The organism is Ornithinimicrobium kibberense, assembly GCF_006519705.1.
GTDB classification, from domain to species: Bacteria; Actinomycetota; Actinomycetes; order Actinomycetales; family Dermatophilaceae; genus Ornithinicoccus; species Ornithinicoccus kibberensis.
This window is the reverse complement of record NZ_VFXM01000015.1, coordinates 43,884-61,559: the sequence shown is the minus strand read 5'-3', so window position 1 is coordinate 61,559 and position 17,676 is coordinate 43,884. Positions and strand designations below refer to the sequence as shown.

At 73.8% G+C, this 17,676-nt stretch carries 19 protein-coding genes; 16 read left to right on the top strand and 3 right to left on the bottom strand.

The genetic code is table 11. The features are described 5' to 3' along the window. The first annotated feature begins 38 nt into the window (after positions 1 to 38). The 5 genes from FJR00_RS13175 to FJR00_RS13155 are packed head-to-tail and all read left to right on the top strand — an operon-like array spanning position 39 to position 5,721. Positions 39 to 533 carry a (2Fe-2S)-binding protein gene (locus FJR00_RS13175; RefSeq protein WP_075957512.1) on the top strand — a complete coding sequence of 165 codons (495 nt, stop codon included), beginning with the start codon at positions 39 to 41 and terminating at the stop codon, positions 531 to 533. Then, a complete protein-coding gene (locus FJR00_RS13170) occupies positions 530 to 3,055 on the top strand; it encodes a xanthine dehydrogenase family protein molybdopterin-binding subunit (protein WP_141339118.1) in 2,526 nt (841 codons plus the stop codon). Before FJR00_RS13175 ends, FJR00_RS13170 begins: the two co-directional genes overlap by 4 nt. After that, entirely contained in the window at positions 3,052 to 3,906 is an 855-nt protein-coding gene (locus FJR00_RS13165; protein ID WP_141339117.1) for an FAD binding domain-containing protein, read from the top strand. Before FJR00_RS13170 ends, FJR00_RS13165 begins: the two co-directional genes overlap by 4 nt. A 9-nt stretch (positions 3,907 to 3,915) precedes the next feature. Beyond that, complete coding sequence (locus FJR00_RS13160) at positions 3,916 to 4,368, top strand: SRPBCC family protein (RefSeq protein ID WP_141339116.1); 453 nt, start codon at positions 3,916 to 3,918, stop codon at positions 4,366 to 4,368. A 9-nt stretch (positions 4,369 to 4,377) separates the two neighbouring features. Further along, positions 4,378 to 5,721 (top strand): M20/M25/M40 family metallo-hydrolase, encoded by a 1,344-nt coding sequence (locus FJR00_RS13155; RefSeq protein ID WP_075957515.1) that lies wholly within the window; start codon positions 4,378 to 4,380, stop codon positions 5,719 to 5,721. Between the two features lie 23 nt (positions 5,722 to 5,744). On the opposite strand, the gene FJR00_RS13150 is transcribed toward FJR00_RS13155, so the two are convergent. Next, positions 5,745 to 5,945: a DUF5703 family protein gene (locus FJR00_RS13150; RefSeq protein WP_237770051.1), complete on the bottom strand. Its 201-nt coding sequence runs from the start codon at positions 5,943 to 5,945 to the stop codon at positions 5,745 to 5,747. A 66-nt stretch (positions 5,946 to 6,011) separates the two neighbouring features. Between FJR00_RS13150 and FJR00_RS13145 the strand changes: the two genes are divergently transcribed. From FJR00_RS13145 to FJR00_RS13115, 7 genes are read left to right on the top strand one after another with little or no spacing between them, the layout of a single operon-like run. Next, positions 6,012 to 6,332 carry a hypothetical protein gene (locus FJR00_RS13145; RefSeq protein WP_141339115.1) on the top strand — a complete coding sequence of 107 codons (321 nt, stop codon included), beginning with the start codon at positions 6,012 to 6,014 and terminating at the stop codon, positions 6,330 to 6,332. A 3-nt stretch (positions 6,333 to 6,335) separates the two neighbouring features. Then, positions 6,336 to 7,388, top strand: coding sequence for an LLM class F420-dependent oxidoreductase (locus tag FJR00_RS13140; RefSeq protein WP_141339114.1), 1,053 nt, complete (start codon positions 6,336 to 6,338; stop codon positions 7,386 to 7,388). Between the two features lies 1 nt (position 7,389). Further along, positions 7,390 to 8,118, top strand: coding sequence for an MSMEG_4193 family putative phosphomutase (locus FJR00_RS13135; RefSeq protein WP_141339113.1), 729 nt, complete (start codon positions 7,390 to 7,392; stop codon positions 8,116 to 8,118). A gap of 10 nt (positions 8,119 to 8,128) precedes the next feature. After that, positions 8,129 to 8,680: a DUF3090 family protein gene (locus FJR00_RS13130; protein WP_141339112.1), complete on the top strand. Its 552-nt coding sequence runs from the start codon at positions 8,129 to 8,131 to the stop codon at positions 8,678 to 8,680. A 16-nt stretch (positions 8,681 to 8,696) separates the two neighbouring features. Then, positions 8,697 to 9,569, top strand: coding sequence for an SCO1664 family protein (locus FJR00_RS13125; protein ID WP_083664021.1), 873 nt, complete (start codon positions 8,697 to 8,699; stop codon positions 9,567 to 9,569). Positions 9,570 to 9,620: 51 nt separating this feature from the next. After that, the gene (mshC, locus tag FJR00_RS13120; RefSeq protein WP_141339111.1) at positions 9,621 to 10,919 is read left to right on the top strand and encodes a cysteine--1-D-myo-inosityl 2-amino-2-deoxy-alpha-D-glucopyranoside ligase; all 1,299 of its coding nucleotides are present in this window, start codon (positions 9,621 to 9,623) and stop codon (positions 10,917 to 10,919) included. Beyond that, positions 10,916 to 11,338: an ectoine synthase gene (locus FJR00_RS13115; protein ID WP_141339110.1), complete on the top strand. Its 423-nt coding sequence runs from the start codon at positions 10,916 to 10,918 to the stop codon at positions 11,336 to 11,338. The genes mshC and FJR00_RS13115 overlap by 4 nt, the downstream gene beginning before the upstream one ends. Positions 11,339 to 11,345: 7 nt before the next feature. Here the strand turns inward: FJR00_RS13115 and FJR00_RS13110 are convergent, their stop codons facing one another. Next, positions 11,346 to 12,083, bottom strand: a complete 738-nt coding sequence (locus tag FJR00_RS13110) for an HAD family hydrolase (protein ID WP_237770052.1) — start codon at positions 12,081 to 12,083, stop codon at positions 11,346 to 11,348. 59 nt (positions 12,084 to 12,142) lie between these two features. Between FJR00_RS13110 and FJR00_RS13105 the strand changes: the two genes are divergently transcribed. Next, the gene (locus tag FJR00_RS13105; RefSeq protein WP_141339109.1) at positions 12,143 to 13,000 is read left to right on the top strand and encodes a PAC2 family protein; all 858 of its coding nucleotides are present in this window, start codon (positions 12,143 to 12,145) and stop codon (positions 12,998 to 13,000) included. On the opposite strand, the gene FJR00_RS13100 is transcribed toward FJR00_RS13105, so the two are convergent. Then, positions 12,929 to 13,804: a RecB family exonuclease gene (locus tag FJR00_RS13100; RefSeq protein ID WP_141339108.1), complete on the bottom strand. Its 876-nt coding sequence runs from the start codon at positions 13,802 to 13,804 to the stop codon at positions 12,929 to 12,931. The two genes, FJR00_RS13105 and FJR00_RS13100, sit on opposite strands and share 72 nt — an antisense overlap. A gap of 68 nt (positions 13,805 to 13,872) precedes the next feature. Here FJR00_RS13100 and FJR00_RS13095 point away from each other — a divergent pair, with 68 nt between their 5' ends. Genes FJR00_RS13095 through arc form a run of 3 tightly spaced genes read left to right on the top strand, consistent with a single transcriptional unit; the run spans position 13,873 to position 17,675 of the window. After that, positions 13,873 to 14,988 carry a site-2 protease family protein gene (locus FJR00_RS13095; RefSeq protein WP_141339107.1) on the top strand — a complete coding sequence of 372 codons (1,116 nt, stop codon included), beginning with the start codon at positions 13,873 to 13,875 and terminating at the stop codon, positions 14,986 to 14,988. A gap of 9 nt (positions 14,989 to 14,997) precedes the next feature. Next, positions 14,998 to 16,026: a tRNA (adenine-N1)-methyltransferase gene (locus FJR00_RS13090; RefSeq protein WP_238330486.1), complete on the top strand. Its 1,029-nt coding sequence runs from the start codon at positions 14,998 to 15,000 to the stop codon at positions 16,024 to 16,026. Then, the gene (gene arc, locus FJR00_RS13085; protein WP_141339106.1) at positions 16,023 to 17,675 is read left to right on the top strand and encodes a proteasome ATPase; all 1,653 of its coding nucleotides are present in this window, start codon (positions 16,023 to 16,025) and stop codon (positions 17,673 to 17,675) included. Before FJR00_RS13090 ends, arc begins: the two co-directional genes overlap by 4 nt. Position 17,676: the final 1 nt, after the last annotated feature.

Genomic DNA, 17,676 nt, shown 5'->3' with positions numbered 1-17,676 from the left:
GGCGGGACAACGAAGTCCGGTTCCCACCTGGAGGACGCATGACCCAGATCTCCGTGACGGTCGACGGCATGAAGTACACCGACGACGTCGAGCCCCGAACGCTCCTGGTCCACTACCTGCGAGAACAGCTCGGCAAGACCGGCACGGTCGTCGGCTGCGACACGAGCAGCTGCGGCGCCTGCACCGTGCACCTCGACGGCCGCAGCGTGAAGTCCTGCAACGTGCTCGCCGTCCAGGCCGACGGGCGGACCGTGACCACGATCGAGGGCCTGGCCGACGGCGAGCAGCTCAGCCCCGTACAGGAGGCGTTCCGCGACTGCCACGCCCTGCAGTGCGGCTTCTGCACCCCCGGGATGATCATGCAGGCGACCGATCTCCTCGCCGAGAACCCGAACCCCGACGAGGAGCACGTCCGCCAGCACATGGAGGGCAACCTGTGCCGCTGCACCGGCTACCACAACATCGTCAAGGCCGTGCTGCAGGCCGCCGGCTCCGGATCCGCCACCGCGACCCAGGGGAGTGAGCAGGCATGACCGTCACCGACGACCGCACCGCCGAGCAGGACACCCCCCAGGGGGAGGTAGGCCGGGACCGCCGCCGCAAGGAGGACCAGCGCCTCATCACCGGCCGCACCAGGTGGACCGACAACATGCAGCTGCAGGGGATGCTGCACCTGTCCATGGTGCGCAGCCCCTACGCCCACGCCCGGATCACCGGCATCGACGCCGGCGCCGCCGAGTCCTCGCCCAACGTCGTCGCCGTGATCACCGGCGAGGACGTCAAGGAGATCCAGGGATCCCTGCCCACCGCCTGGCCGATCACCCCCGACCAGAAGGCCCCCCCGCACCCGGCGATCGCCGTCGACCGCGTCGCCTTCGCGGGCGAGATCGTGGCGGTCGTCGTGGCCCGCACCGCGGCCGCAGCCCGGGACGCCGCCGAGCTGGTCGACGTGGACTACGAGGAGCTGCCCGCCGCCCTCGACCTGCGGCAGTCCGCCGGCGACGACGTCCTGGCCCACCCCGACCTGGGCACCAACCGGTCGGCCACCTGGACCTTCGACTCGGCCGAGGCCGGGACCGGCGAGGACGTGGAGGCCGCCATCCGCGACGCCGAGGTGCTCATCGAGCGGGAGTACCGCCAGCAGCGCCTCATCCCGGCGTTCATGGAACCCCGCTCGGTCGTCGTCGACCCCACCGGCGAGCAGTTCGTCATGTGGTCCGCCACCCAGGTGCCGCACATCCTGCGCCTCATGCTCGCCCTCACCCTCGGCGTGCCGGAGTCCAAGGTCCGGGTCATCGCGCCCGACGTCGGCGGCGGGTTCGGCGGCAAGCTGCAGGTCACCCCCGAGGAGATCATCACCTTCCTCGCGGCCCGCCGCACCGGCCGCCCGTGCAAGTGGACCGAGACCCGCAGCGAGTCGCTGCTGTCCGGCCACCACGGCCGTGACCAGTGGCAGAAGCTCACCCTCGCGGCCCGCAAGGACGGCACGGTCACCGGCCTCAAGGTCGAGCTGCTCGCCGACATGGGCGCCTACCTGGGCCTGGTCACGCCCGGCGTGCCCATCCTCGGGGCCTTCATGTACAACGCCATCTACAAGTTCCCCGCCTACCACTTCACCTGCACCAACGTCTTCACCAACAAGACGTGGACCGACGCCTACCGCGGTGCCGGCCGCCCCGAGGCGACCTTCGCGATCGAGCGGCTCATGGACGAGCTGGCCGCCGAGCTGGGACGCGACCCGCTCGAGGTGCGCGAGCAGAACTGGATCACCCACGAGGAGTTCCCGTTCACCTCCGTCTGCGGGCTGGAGTACGACTCCGGCAACTACGAGGCCGCCACCACCCGGGCCAAGGAGCTCTTCGGGTATGACGAGCTGCGGGCCGAGCAGGCCCGTCGCCGGGAGAGCGGCGACCGGGTCCAGCTGGGCATCGGCGTGTCCACCTTCACCGAGATGTGCGGCCTGGCACCCTCCCGGGTCCTGGGCTCCCTCGACTACGGCGCCGGGGGCTGGGAGAGCGCCTCGGTGCGGATGCTGCCCAGCGGCAAGGTCGAGGTCGTCACCGGAGCCTCGGCCCACGGCCAGGGGCACGAGACCGCCTGGAGCCAGATCGTGGCCGACCAGCTCGGCGTGCCGTTCGAGGACGTCGAGGTCCTGCACGGGGACACCCAGGTCAGCCCCCGCGGGCTGGACACCTACGGGTCGCGCTCGCTGGTCGTCGGCGGCCAGGCCGTCGTCCAGGCGGCCCAGCGGGTGGTCGAGAAGGCCAAGCCCCTCGCGGCGCACCTGCTGGAGGCCAACGTCGACGACCTGGAGTTCTCCTCCGGCAGGTTCCGGGTCCGCGGGGCCGGCGACGACCAGGAGGGCATCGGCCTGACCGACCTCGCCCTCAAGGTGTTCACCGCCCACGACCTGCCCGACGGCATGGAGCCCACCCTCGACGCCGACGCCACCTTCGACCCGGAGAACTTCTCCTTCCCGCACGGCACCCACCTGTGCGCCATGGAGGTCGACACCGAGACCGGGCAGAGCCGGATGCGTTCCTACGTCTCGGTCGACGACGTCGGCAACGTGGTCAACCCGCTCATCGTCGACGGGCAGATCCACGGCGGCCTCGTCCAGGGCATCGCCCAGGCGCTGTGGGAGGAGGCCGTCTACGACGACCAGGGCACGCTGGTGTCCGGCTCGTTCGTCGACTACACCCTGCCCACCTCGGCGGACACGATCAGCTTCGTCACCGACCGGACCGTCTCCCCGGCCACGACCAACGACCTCGGCGCCAAGGGGGTGGGCGAGGCGGGAGCCATCGCCTCCACCCCGGCCGTCGTCAACGCCGTCGTCGACGCCGTCCGGCCGATGGGCATCCACGACATCCAGATGCCCTGCACCCCCGAACGGGTCTGGCGGGCGATCGAGGACAACCGGCAGGGCGGGAGCACGCCCACCGAGGACAGCGCCCAGCCGCACTTCACGCAGGACGCACCCAACCAGGACGACCCCGGGCCGGACGGACCTGCCGGCGGCACCGCATACCCCCAGGAAGGTGGTCGGGCATGATCCCCGCACCGTTCGACTACGCCGCCCCCGCCACCGTCGAGGAGGCCCTGGCCCTGCTCGCCGAGCACGGCGACGAGGCCAAGGTGCTGGCCGGAGGGCAGTCCCTGCTGCCCGTCCTGCGGATGCGGCTGAACGCCCCCGGGATGGTCGTGGACATCTCCCGGATCGAGGGCCTCCGAGGGATCACCGACGAGGGTGACAGCATCAGGATCGGTGCCGGCGCGACCTACCAGGACGTGCTCGACTCCGACCTCGTCACCGAGCACCTCGGCCTCCTCCGCTCGGCCGTCAAGGAGATCGCCGACCCCCAGATCCGCCACCGCGGCACGGTCTGCGGCGCCCTGGTGCACGCCGACCCGGCCGGCGACGTCGGCGCCCCCGTGCTGGCCCTCGAGGGACGGATGGTCGTCCGGGGCCCGGACGGGGAGCGGGAGGTGCCCGCGTCGGAGTTCTTCGTGGACCTGTTCGAGACAGCCGTGGGGGAGGGCGAGCTGCTCACCGCGGTCGTCCTGCCCAAGCACACCGGCTGGGGCAGCCACTACGAGAAGTTCGTCCGGGTCTCCCACCAGTGGGCCATCATCGGGGTCGCCGCGACCGTCCGGGCCGAGGGCGGGACCATCGCCGAGGCGCGGGTCGGCCTGACCAACATGGGCGCCACCCCGATGCGGGCGAGCGAGGTCGAGCAGGCCCTCGTGGGGCTGCCGGCGACCGAGGAGGCGGTGGCCCAGGTCTGCGCCCGGGCGGGGGAGGGCACCGACCCGCCCTCGGACCTCAACGGGCAGGCCGACTACCGGCGGCACCTCGCCGGGGTGCTGACCCGGCGGGCGGTCCTGACAGCGGCGGGGGCCTGACCCGTGGCGATGGAGCTGGAGCACTCGTTCACCGTCCCGGCACCGCCGGAGCGCACCTGGGCCCTGATGACCGACCTGCAGACCGTAGGTGGTTGCTTCCCCGGAGCCACGGTGACGGAGGCCGACGAGGAGACCTTCGCGGGCAACGTCAAGGTCAAGCTGGGGCCGATCGCCGTCACCTACCAGGGCACCGGCCGGTTCCTCGAGCGCGACGACGAGGCCCGTCGAGCGGTCGTCGAGGGCACCGGGAAGGGCATGCGCGGCCTGGGCAACGCCTCGGCCACCGTGACGATGCAGCTGGCCCCGGACGGCGGGGGCACCCGGGTCGACGTGGGCACCGAGCTGCACATCACCGGCAAGCCCGCACAGTTCGGCCGCGGGGTGATGCAGTCGGTGTCGGACAAGCTGCTGGGCCAGTTCGTGGCCTGCGTGGAGTCCAAGCTGGGTGACGACGCTGGTTAGGGTGGCGGTATGACGAGCACCCCGGAGACCTTTTCGTCCACCGCCGTCGAGGACGAGGCGGTGCGGATCTGCCGAGAGCTGATCCGGATCGACACGAGCAACTACGGCGACGGCAGCGGTCCCGGGGAACGGGCGGCGGCGGAGTATGTCGTGGGCCTTCTCGAGGAGGTCGGGCTCGAGCCGCAGCTGGTCGAGTCCGACCCCGGCCGGGCCAGCGTGGTGGTGCGCACCGAGGGCCGCGACAGCAGCCGCGGCGGCCTGGTCCTGCACGGGCACCTGGACGTCGTGCCGGCCGAGGCCAAGGACTGGTCGGTCGACCCGTTCGAGGCGGTCGAGCAGGACGGGATGATCTGGGGCCGTGGGGCCGTGGACATGAAGGACATGGACGCCATGCTGCTGGCCACCCTGCGCCAGCTGGCCCGCACGGGGGAGAAGCCGCCGCGCGACATCGTCTGGGCCTTCTTCGCCGACGAGGAGCACGGCGGGGAGAAGGGCGCGGGGCATGTCGTGCAGCAGCACCCCGAGTGGTTCGAGGGCTGCACGGAGGCCATCAGCGAGGTCGGCGGCTTCTCGGTGACGCTGCCGGACGCCGCGACCGGCGCCCCGACCCGGGCCTACCTGCTCCAGACCGCGGAGAAGGGGATCGCCTGGTTGCGCCTGCACGCCCACGGCAGGGCCGGGCACGGGTCGGTGCCCAGCGACGAGAACGCCATCGTCCGGCTGGCCGAGGCCATCGCCCGGATCGACGCCCACCCCTGGCCCCGCACCTTCATCGCCTCGGTGCGCGAGCTCTTCGACGGGGTGGCCGACATCGTCGGGGGCACCTGGTCGGAGGAGAGCGTCGAGGACGTGCTCCAGCGACTCGGCGGCGCCCGCCGGTTCGTCGAGGGCACGCTGCGGGACACCGCCAACTTCTCGATGCTCTCCTCCGGCTACAAGCACAACGTCATCCCCCAGACGGCCTCCGCCTCGCTCGACTGCCGGTTCCTCCCCGGTCACGAGGAGGAGCTGATGGCGACCATCGCCGAGCTGGCCGGCGAGCACGTCGAGATCGAGGTCGTGGTCAAGGACGTGGCCCTGGAGTCCCCCTCCTCGGGGGAGCTCGTGGAGTCGATGAAGCGGGCACTGCTCAAGGAGGACCCCGGCGCCCACGTGCTGCCCTACTGCCTCTCCGGCGGCACCGACAACAAGCACCTGTCGCGGCTGGGCATCACCGGCTACGGGTTCGCGCCGCTGCGGCTGCCCGAGGAGCTCGACTTCGTCGGCATGTTCCACGGGGTGGACGAGCGGGTGCCCACCGACTCCATCCGCTTCGGGACGCGCGTGCTGGGCCAGCTGGTCGCCGACTGCTGAGAGCCGCGGCAGCCGGCCGGCGCTCAGGCGGTGCGGCGGACCCGGATGATCCTGCGGCGAAGGACGACCTTGCGCACCCCGCCCCAGAACACCCGCACCCGCACCAGCTCCCAGTGCCCGTACTCGGCGTGCTCGGCCAGCGTCTGCCGCACCGCCGAGCGGGAGCTGTCCCGGTAGAACGTCAGCTCACGGAACTCGTACTCGACCATGGTGAGCGACAGCATAGGCACGGCGGACCGCGTCCGCGCCGCACCCTGCCGTGCCTGCGGGTTTCGCGCTACGGTCGTCCCATGACCCTCGACCCGCGCGCCGCCCTCTCGTCCTTCGTCGCCGCCCTCGAGACCCACCTGGAGACCGCCGCGGTGAGCCGGGGGGAGGACGACCCCGCGGTCGTCGAGGCCTACGAACGGGTGGCCGAGGCGTTCGCCGCCTACGACGACGCGCTGATGGACGCCTACGGGGAGGTCACCCCGCTGGAGGTCTACGACGAGGAGCTCGTCGACGACGAGGACGACGACGACGAGGACGACGACGACGAGGAGGACGACGGCGAGCCCTACCTGGGCCTGGACGACGAGGAGTACGACGTCGACCCCACGCCGCGGGGCTGAGCGGTGCGGCTGGGCCTGAGCTGCGGATTCTGGGGGCAGGGCCGCGACGAGGAGAACCTCGCCCTCGTCGAGCGGGCCGACGAGCTGGGGGTCGACGTCTTCTGGGCGGCGGAGGCCTACGGCCCTGACGTCGTCAGCGTCCTGGCCTGGGTCGGGGCCCGGACCCGGCGGATCGGGCTGGGCGCGGGGGTGATGCAGATCCCCGCCCGCGCCCCGGCCGCGACGGCGATGACCGCCGCGAGCCTGGACAGCCTCTCCGGTGGACGGTTCCGGCTCGGGCTGGGCGTCAGCGGCCCCCAGGTCTCCGAGGGCTGGCACGGGGTGCGCTTCGACGCCCCGCTGGCGCGGACCAGGGAGTATGCCGACATCGTGCGGCTCGCGCTGTCGCGCCGCCCCGTCAGCCACCAGGGTCGGCACTTCGAGCTGCCGCTGCCGGACGGACCCGGCAAGCCGCTGCGGCTGGCGCACACGCACCGGCGGGAGATCCCGCTCTACCTGGCCGCGGTGGGCCCCCGCAACATGGAGCTGGCCGGGGAGATCGCCGACGGCTGGCTGGGGGTGTTCGTCTCGCCCGACCACTTCGTCGAGCAGCGCGCCTCCCTCGAGGCCGGGTTCTCCCGACGGCCGGGCGGCGGCCCACCGGAAAGCTTCGACACGAGCGCGACCGTGGCCCTGGCCACCGGGGACGACCTCGAGGAGTGCGTGCGCACCGTCAGCCCCTACCCCGCGCTCTACGTCGGCGGCATGGGCAGCCGCCGGCAGAACTTCTACCACCAGCTGGCCTGCCGGATGGGCTACGAGAAGGAGGCCGACCGGGTGCAGGAGCTCTACCTCGACCGTCGCTGGGGCGAGGCGGCCGCGGCGCTGCCCCCGCAGTTCGTCGACGACACCTCCCTCCTCGGCGACGTGGACCGGATCACCGAGCGCATGCGGCGCTACGCCGACGCCGGCATCACCACGCTCACCGTGGCCCCCTGGGGCAAGGACGCCACGGCCCGCCGCGAGGCCCTGGAGGTCGCCGTCGAGGCCCACGCACGGCTCGGACGGGCGGGCTGAGGTGGCGGTCTGCCTGCTCGTGCGCCACGGCCGGACGGAGGCCAACGCCTCCGGCGTGCTCGCCGGCTGGACCCCCGGCCTGGCGCTGGACACGACCGGACGGGAGCAGGCCGCCGCCGTGGCCGCCCGGCTGCGCACCACCGGGGTGGTCGCCGTCGTCGCCAGCCCGCTGCACCGGTGCCAGGAGACCGCCGAGGTGCTCGTGGACGGCATACCCGCGGATGCCCGCCCCCCGGTCCACACCGACGAGCGGCTCGCGGAGGCCAGGTACGGCGCCTGGACGGGGCGCCGGCTCGAGGACCTCGCCCGGGAGGACCTGTGGCGGCAGGTGCAGGACCGGCCGTCCACGGTGACCTTCCCCCCGCACCCGGAGCACGAGCACGAGTCGATGGCCGCGATGCAGGAGCGGGCGGTCGCCGCGGTGCAGGAGTGGGACGCGCGGCTCGAGGCCGAGCACGGGGCGGGCGCGGTCTGGGTGGCGGTCAGCCACGGCGACGTCATCAAGGCGGTGCTGGCGCACGCCCTGGCCACGCCGCTGGACGAGTTCCAGCGGATCGTCGTCGACCCGGCCTCGGTGAGCATCGTCCACCGCACGCCCCGCCGCCCGTTCGTGCTGCGCACCAACGACGCCGGGACCGGTCCGGTCGACCTGTCGGCGCTCCGGGCGGCCCTGGAGTCGCAGGGGGCCTCCGGCGACGCGGCGGTCGGTGGGGGAGCGGGGGCGACGTAGGGTTGTGACCATGCCCGAACACGTCTACGACCCGCCCGAGCGGTTCGTCGCCGGCAGCGTCGGCCCCCCGGGGCAGCGGACGTTCTTCCTCCAGGCCGGGGACGGGGACCGGCGGACCACGGTGTCCCTGGAGAAGGAGCAGGTCCGCCTCCTGGGCGTCTCCCTGGGCGAGCTGCTGGACGAGGTGTCCCCCGAGGAGGGGTCGGAGGACGCGGCGGCCCCGTTCGTCGACAACGCCCCGCTGGACGGGCCCTTCGACGACGACTTCCGCATGCAGCGTCTGTCGGTCGCCTGGGACGCCGGCCGGGAGCGCGTCGTGCTGGAGGCGTTCGACCGCCCCGAGGCCGAGGACCTCCTCGAGCTGGACCCCACGGAGGACTACCCGTGGACCGGTCGGGTCCCCCAGTCGCTGACCGTCGTCCTGGGTCCCGCCCGGGCCAGGGCGTTCGCGCTGCGCTGCACCGCGTCCCTGGAGGGCGGCCGACCGTCGTGCCCGTTCTGCGGGCAGCCGCTGGACCCCGGCGGGCACGTCTGCCCGCGGGCCAACGGCTACAAGCGCTGAAGGCCGGACCGTCCGGATGACCGCCCAGGTCGGGCCCGGCGGACGGGGCGGCGACGAGCCGGTCCCCGCCCCGCCGGACGACGAGGACGCGCAGGTCCTGGACCTGCTCTCGCGCAGCAGGATCGAGCTCGTCGGCCGCCTCGTCGAGGCCTCCAACCTCACCCTGCTGGTCGACCTGTGCGACGACGACGGCCGCCCCACGGGTCATCAGGCCGTCTACAAGCCGGACCGGGGGGCCCGTCCCCTCGCCGACTTCCCCCCCGGCACGCTCGCACGGCGGGAGGTGGCGGCATACCTGGTCTCCCGCGCCGGCGGGTGGGACGTCGTGCCGCCCACCCTGCTGCGCGACGGGCCCCTCGGCCCCGGCTCGGTCCAGGCGTGGGTCGAGCAGGACGCCGGGCGGCGGGCCGACCCCAGCGCAGGGCTCGTCGAGGTGCTGCCCGCCGACGTCGACGACCCCGCGTGGATGCCCGTCGTCCAGGGGGAGGACCAGACGGGCCGGCCGGTCGTCGTGGCGCACGCCGACCGGGCCGACCTGCGCGCGGTCGCCGTGCTCGACGTGGTCCTCAACAACGCCGACCGCAAGGCCGCCCACCTCACCGTGGACGTGCACGGCCGCCTCCGGGGCTTCGACCACGGCCTGACGCTGCACGCCGACGACAAGCTGCGCACCGTGCTGTGGGGATGGGCCGGCCAGGCGCTCGACGGGACCGACCGGGCCCACCTCGAGCGGCTGGTCGCGGCCCTGGACGAAGGCACCGGTGTGGAGCGGCTCCTCGCCGAGGACGAGGTGGGGGCCCTGCGGGCACGGGTCGTCGCACTGCTGGCGGCCGGGCACCTGCCCGCGCCGCCGGTCACCCGCTACCCGCTGCCCTGGCCGCTGTGGTGAGACGGGCGCCGTGGTGAGGGCCCGTCCCGCCGACGACTAGGCTGGCCCGTCGTGAACACCTGGACCGCCGACCCCGTGCCGACCGTCCCGACCGCCGAGCGCGGCGGACCCCTCGTCGTCCACGACACCGCCACCCACGGGCCGGTGACGCCGGAACCGGTGGACGGACGTGCGCGGATGTACGTCTGCGGGATCACCCCCTACGACGCCACCCACATGGGACACGCCGCCACCTACGTCACCTTCGACCTGGTGAACCGGGTCTGGCGGGACGCCGGCCTGGAGGTCCTCTACGTCCAGAACGTCACCGACGTCGACGAGCCCCTCCTGGAGCGGGCCGACCGCGACGGGGTGCACTGGGAGGACCTGGCCGCCCGCGAGATCGACCTCTTCCGCCAGGACATGGAGGCGCTGCGCGTGCTGCCGCCCGACCACTACGTGGGGGCCGTCGAGGGCATCCCCGACAACGTCACCGCGGTCACCAAGCTGCTCGACGACGGTGTCGCCTACCACGTGCCGGTGCCGGACGAGGAGCAGACCGTGCCGGGGGCGGAGCGCTCCGACGTCTACCTGGACCTGTCCACCCAGCCCACCTTCGGCGCGGTGTCCGGCTGGACCCGCGAGCAGATGATGGCCGTGTTCGCCGACCGCGGCGGGGACCCCGACCGGCAGGGCAAGCGCGACCCCTTCGACCCGTTGCTGTGGCGCGCCGGCCGGGTGGGCGAGCCCCACTGGGACGGTGGTCCTCTCGGGCAGGGACGCCCCGGCTGGCACATCGAGTGCTCCACCATCGCCCAGCGCTACCTCGGCCCCGGCTTCGACGTGCAGGGCGGCGGCGACGACCTGGTCTTCCCCCACCATGAGATGAGCGCCGTCGAGGGCACCGCGCTGCAGGACGGCGCCCCGTTCGCCCAGGCCTACGTGCACCAGGCGATGGTCGGGCTGGACGGCGAGAAGATGAGCAAGTCCAAGGGCAACCTGGTCCTCGTGTCCCGCCAGCGGGCCGCGGGGGTCGACCCCATGGCCCTGCGCCTGGTCCTGCTCGGCCAGCACTACCGGCGGTCCTGGGAGTGGACCGACGAGCTCCTGCACCGGGCCGAGGAACGGCTCTCCCGGTGGCGGGCGGCCGCCTCCGTCGCCCGCGCGGCGGACGCGGAGCCCGACGCGCAGGACCTCGACGTCGTGCGCGAGGTCCGCCGCCACCTGGCGGACGACCTGGACAGCCCGGCGGCCCTGCTGGCGGTCGACCGCTGGGCCGCCGCCGTCCTCGAGCGCGGCACCGGCTCCCTGCTGGTGCCCACCGCCGTCGACGCCCTGCTGGGCGTCCTGCTGACCGAGGAGGCCGCATGATCGTCCGCACCACGGCCGGGATCACCGGCACCGACCGGGACGTGACCAACGAGGCCGGGACCTGGCGGTCCAAGCGGATCGTCCTGGCCGAGGACCGGGCCGGCTTCTCGTTCCACGAGACGACCATCCCGGCAGGTACGCGCAACGTCTTCCACTACGCCCACCACGTGGAGGCGGTCTGGCTCGTGGAGGGCAGGGGGGTCCTGCGCGACCTCGACCACGGCGTCGAGCACGAGCTCGGACCGGGCAGCATGTACCTGCTCGACGGCCACGAGCGGCACGAGCTGGTCTGCGAGGAGCAGATGCGGATGCTCTGCGTCTTCTCCCCGCCCGTCACCGGGCGCGAGGTGCACGACGAGGAGGGGATCTACCCGCTCCTGCGGCTGCAGGACGACGGGTCGGTCGTCCGCGAGCGCTGACCCCCGGTCAGGTCCCGGCGGCCAGCAGCGGCAGCAGGTCCTCGGCCGTCACGTCGACGAGGCTGCCGAGCCGCACCGCCCCGGCCAGGCGGGGGACCTCCACGACGTTGGGGACCACGAGCGTCGGGACGCCGGCCGCGGTCGCCGAGGTCGCGCCGGTGGGGGAGTCCTCGAGCGCCACGCAGTCCTGCGGCTCCACGGCCAGCCGACGCGCCGCCTCGAGGTAGGGGTCGGGGTGCGGCTTGCCCCGCTCGACCTGGTCGCCGGTGACCACCGCGGCGAACGTGCCGGCCGGCAGGTGCTCGAGCAGGACGTCCGCCAGCGCCGTCCAGGACATGGTCACCAGGGCGCACGGGACGTCCTGGCGGCGCAGGTCGGCCAGCAGCTCCGGGGCGCCGGGCCGCCAGGGCAGGCCGGTCCGCATCCGCGCCGCGACCCCGGAGACGAGCGCGTCGACGACCTGCTCGCGGGTCCCGGTCACCGGCGTGCGCTCCAGCAGGACCTGGGCCGAGACCATGAGGTCGTTGCCCACCAGGCCCAGGGCCTCCTCGTGGCTCCAGGTGCCCCCGGCCGCCTCGACCAGCGCCGTCTCCTCCGCCATCCAGTAGGGCTCGGTGTCCACGAGCGTGCCGTCCATGTCCCACAGGACCGCGGCCGGCAGCGCCGGCTGCCCGGCCGGGTCCGACGACGGGACGGGCCCGGTCGCGGGGGTCGTCGGGGTCGCGGGGAGGGGAGAGCTCGGCACACCCCCACGGTAGCGGCCGTGGACGTAAGGTGGGCCAGGAGCCGAGGAGGAGCATGTCGATGATCGAGCTGCGCGAGACGGGCGACCTCGTCGACCCCGTCGTCATCGCGGCCTTCGAGGGGTGGAACGACGCCGGCGAGAGCGCCTCCGGCGTGATCGAGCACCTCGTCGAGGTGTGGGGGGCCGAGCTGGTCGCCGCCGTCGACCCCGAGGACTACTACGACTTCCAGGTCAACCGCCCCCAGGTGCTCGGGACGGACGAGGGGCGGGTCGTCCGGTGGCCCACGACGCGGGTCTTCCTCGCCAAGGACACCCCGTCCGGACGCGACGTCATCCTCGTCCACGGGATCGAGCCGTCCATCCGGTGGAGGCACTTCACCGCCGACATCCTCGGCCTGGCCCTGCACGAGGGCGCCCAGCTGCTGGTCCTGCTCGGGGCGATGCTGGCCGACGTGCCGCACACCCGGCCGATCCCGGTGGGCCTGTCCTCGGAGGACCGCGACCTGCGGTCCGCGCACGAGGACATCGAACCGAGCACCTACGAGGGGCCGACCGGCATCGTGGGCGTGCTCGCGGACGAGGCGCGGCAGGCCGACCTGCCGACCGTGTCCTGCTGGGCCGCGGTCCCGCACTACGCCGGCGGCCCGCCGTCGCCCAAGGCGTCCCTGGCCCTGCTGGGCCAGCTCGAGGAGCTGCTCGACTGCGTCATCGACGACTCCGGGCTGGCCGACGCGGCGCGCGCGTGGGAACGGGGGGTCGACGAGCTCGCGGCGACCGACGACGAGGTGCGCGACTACGTCCGCCAGCTCGAGGAGTCGCAGGACGCCGCCGACCTGCCGGAGGCGTCAGGGGACGCGATCGCCCGGGAGTTCGAGCGCTACCTGCGCCGGCGCGACGACGGCGGGCCCCTCGGCTGACGGCACCGGTGGCGGGGTGCCGCCCCACGCCGGGCAGAGCGCCCGGTGGGCGCACCACGAGCAGGCCCGGGACGGCCGTGGGCGCCAGTCGCCCGTCCGGCCGGCCAGGTCGATCGCGGCCCACAGCGCCCGGACCTTCCGCTCGGTGGCCAGCACCTCGCGCTCGGTCGGGTCGGTCCACAGCAGCACCCCGTCGCCCAGGTAGACCAGCTGCAGCCGGGACGGGAGCACCCCGGTGGAGCGCCACAGGGCCAGCGCGTAGAACCGCAGCTGGAACAGGGCGGGCACCTCGAAGGCGGGTGACGGTGCCCGGCCGGTCTTGTAGTCCACCACGCGCAGCCGCCCGTCCGGCGCCCGGTCGAGGCGGTCCACGTAGCCGCGGACGGTCAGCCCGGGCAGCGAGGCCTCGACGTAGAGCTCGCGCTCGGCCGGCTCCAGACGGCTCGGGTCCTCGAGGGTGAACCACCGCTCGACCAGGCGGGCGGCCGACCGGTGCCACCCGTCGAGGTCGGGGGCCGGCAGCGGTCCACCGCTCCCGGGCGTGACCTCGGCCAGGACCTGCGCCAGCTCCGGGTCCTCGCCCACCAGCTCCTCCCACGTGCCGGGCACCAGGCTGACCGCCTCCTCCACGGTGCGGCGGGAGGCGGGCAGGTCGAAGACGCGCTCGAGGACGGCGTGCACGAGCGTCCCCCGCGCCGCCGGGGCCGACGGCGGCTCGGGCAGGCGGTCCACGGTGCGGAACCGGTAGAGCAGCGGACAGGTCAGGAAGTCGGCCGCCCGGGAGGGGGACAGCGTGGGCTCCATGGCCCCGACCCTAGAGGGCCGCACCGACAGCCCAGCGCGCTGTCAGTCCGCACCCCTACCCTTGCGGGATGGCAGCGACGGTCGGCGGGTGGCGCATCGGCTCGGTGTCCGGCGTGCCGGTCTACCTGGGCCGCAGCTGGGTGCTCATCGCCCTCGTCATGGTCGCCCTGTTCGGCCCCTCGGTGCAGCGCAGCCTCCCGGGGCTCGGAGTGCTGGCCTACCTGGTGGCCGCCTCCTACGCCCTGCTCCTGCTGGTCTCCGTGCTCGCCCACGAGGCGGCGCACGCGCTCGTGGCCCAGCGGGTCGGCTACCGCGTGCACCGGATCGTCGCGGACTTCTGGGGCGGGCACACCGCCCACGACGGCGCCGGGGGCACCCCGGGAGGAAGTGCCGCCGTGGCGGTCGTGGGCCCGTTGGCCAACGCGGTGCTGGCCGTCCTCGGGTGGGGCCTGCTGCAGGTGCTCGACGGCGGCGTGCCCCTGCTCCTGGCCCTGGCCTTCACCTGGGCCAACGCCGTCGTCGCCGTCTTCAACCTCGTGCCCGCCCTGCCCCTGGACGGCGGGTTCCTGCTCGAGTCGCTGGTGTGGCGGGTCACCGGCGACCGGCACCTCGGGACGCTCGTGGCCGGCTGGGCGGGGCGTGGGGTGGTCGTCGTGGGCCTGCTCTGGGCGCTGTCGCCCCTCCTGCTGGAGGGCGAGCGGCCCAGCCTGTTCCGGCTCCTGTGGGTGCTGCTGCTGGCCGGCTTCATCTGGCAGGGCGCCAGCGTCGCCGTGGGCGCGGGCCGGCGCGGCATGACGGCCGCCCGGGTGCGCGTCGGGCAGGTGGCCCGACGCGTCGGGGTCGTGCGGCCGGACGTGCTGCTCGCCGAGCTCGACTGGCAGCGGGGCGGCCTGTGGCTGACCGAGGACCCTCGAGGGGGCGTCGACGGCATCGTCCACCCCGCCTCGGTCCGCCAGGTCCCCCAGGAGGCGTGGGCCTCCACCCCGGTCTCGGCGGTGGCCGTCCGGCTCCCCGACGGGTGGGCCGTGCGGATGGACCCGGACGCCCCGTTCGCGGACGTGCTCGCCGTGATGGGCAGCACGGGCTCGGGGGTGGTCGGGCTCCTGGCGGAGGACGGACGGCCCTGGGGGGCCGTGCTGGCCGGCGACCTGGACCGCACCGGGGCCCCGCGGCCGCGCTCGTAGACTGACCCGGTGAGCACCCCTGCGACCGGCGCCGACCTGCGCCGCGGCCCCTTCCGCCCCGGCGACCGCGTGCAGCTGACCGACCCCAAGGGGCGGCTGCACACCATCACCCTGGAACCGGGCAGGCAGTTCCACACCCACCGCGGGCACCTGCGGCACGACGACCTCATCGGCGCCCCCGACGGCAGCGTCGTGCGGCACAGCTCGGGCGCCGACTACCTCGCGCTGCGGCCCCTGCTGTCCGACTACGTGCTGTCCATGCCGCGCGGCGCCCAGGTCGTCTACCCCAAGGACGCGGGGATGATCGTCACCTACGCCGACATCTTCCCCGGGGCCACCGTCGTGGAGGCGGGGGTGGGTTCCGGCGCCCTGTCGCTGTCCCTGCTCCGCGCGGTGGGCGACTCCGGGCGCCTGCTGTCCATCGAGCGGCGGCAGGACTTCGCCGACATCGCCCGGGCCAACGCCCGTGCGTTCTTCGGCCAGGACCACCCGGCCTGGACCGTCACGGTCGGCGACCTCGTCGAGACGCTGCCGGACGCGGTCGAGCCGGGCACCGTGGACCGCGTCGTGCTGGACATGCTCGCCCCCTGGGAGTGCCTCGACGTCGTCGGCGACGCGCTGGCCCCCGGCGGCGTGCTCATCTGCTACGTCGCCACCGCCACCCAGCTCTCCCGCGTCGCCGAGGCCGCCCGCACGCACGGCGGCTGGACCGAGCCGCAGGCCTGGGAGTCGCTCGTGCGGGACTGGCACCTCGAGGGCCTGGCGGTCCGCCCGCAGCACCGGATGCACGGCCACACCGGCTTCCTGCTCACCGTCCGGCGGCTGGCCCCGGACACCACGCCCCCGCTGCGCAAGCGCCGCCCGGCCAAGGGGGCCTACGGGGAGGACTACGAGGCCGCCGACCCGGGGGAGTGGACCCCCGAGGACCTCGGCGAGCGGCCCGTGTCCGACAAGCGCCTGCGACGGACCCGCCGGGACGCCGAGGCGACCGCGGACCGCCGCGACCCCGCACCCCCCACCGCAGAGGAGCCCGAGTGAGCGAGCAGCCCTTCCGCGAGCGGCACCTGCAGCAGCAGGTGCAGTCCCTGACCTCGCGCCTGACCGACCTCAAGGCGCACAACGACCAGCTGGTCTCGACCCTGCGCACCGCCCGGGAGCAGATCGGCGGACTGCGTGAGGACCTGGACGCGCTGGCCCGTCCGCCCCTGACCGTGGGGCAGGTGCTCCGGCTCGTCGGGGACGGCACCGTCGACGTGGCGGTCGCCGGCCGGAAGGTGCGCACGCACGTGACCGCGGGCGTCTCCACCGAGGAGCTGCGCCCCGGCCGCGAGGTCCTGCTCAACGAGTCGCAGGCGGTCGTCGGCGTGGCCGGCTACGAACGCGCGGGCGAGGTCGTCGTGTGCAAGGAGCTGCTCGGGGAGGACCGTGTCGTCGTGCTCGTGCGGGGCGAGGACGAGCGGGTATGCCGTCGCGCCGGTTCCCTGCGCGACGAGCCGGTCCGCGTCGGGGACGGGCTGCTGCTCGACCCGCGCAGCGGCTTCGTCACCGAACGGATCCCCCGGCCCGAGGTGGCCGAGCTGGTCCTGGAGGAGGTGCCGGACATCTCCTACGACGACATCGGCGGCCTGGCCGGCCAGATCGAGCAGATCCGGGACGCCGTCGAGCTGCCCTTCCTGCACGCCGACCTCTACGCCGCGCACCAGCTGCGTCCTCCCAAGGGGGTGCTGCTCTACGGCCCCCCGGGCTGCGGCAAGACCCTCATCGCCAAGGCGGTCGCCGCCTCCCTGGCCCGGCAGTCGGCGCAGCGCCGCGGACGGGCCGACGACTCCTCCCGTGCCTACTTCCTCAACATCAAGGGTCCGGAGCTGCTCAACAAGTACGTCGGCGAGACCGAGCGGCACATCCGGTCCATCTTCCAGCGGGCCCGGGAGAAGTCCGCCGACGGCGACCCCGTGGTGGTCTTCTTCGACGAGATGGAGTCGCTCTTCCGCACCCGCGGCTCCGGGGTGTCCTCGGACGTGGAGACCACGATCGTGCCCCAGCTCCTCGCCGAGATCGACGGGGTGGAACGGCTCGACAACGTCATCGTCATCGGGGCCTCCAACCGGGAGGACATGATCGACCCGGCCATCCTGCGTCCGGGACGGCTCGACGTGAAGATCAAGATCGAGCGGCCCGACGCCGACGGTGCCCGGGACATCTTCACCAAGTACCTCACCCCCGACGTGCCCCTCCACGCCGACGAGCTGGCCGCCCACGACGGGGACCGGCGGGCCACCGTGGACGCGCTCATCGAGGAGGTGGTGGGGCGGATGTACGCCGTGCGCCCGGAGAACGCCTTCCTGGAGGTCACCTACGCCGGTGGTGACAAGGAGGTCCTCTACTTCAAGGACTTCGCCTCGGGCGCGATGATCCACAACATCGTCGACCGGGCCAAGAAGCTGGCGATCAAGGACCTCCTGACCGACGGCCAGGAGGGACTGCGGGCGGACCACCTGGACCGGGCCTACCTCGACGAGTTCAAGGAGAACGAGGACCTGCCCAACACGACCAACCCCGACGACTGGGCCCGCATCTCGGGCAAGAAGGGGGAGCGGATCAGCTACATCCGCACGCTCGTGGGCAGCAGCACCGGCACCTCGCCCGGCCGGGCGGTCGACCCCGAGCCCCCGGCCCACTACCACTGAG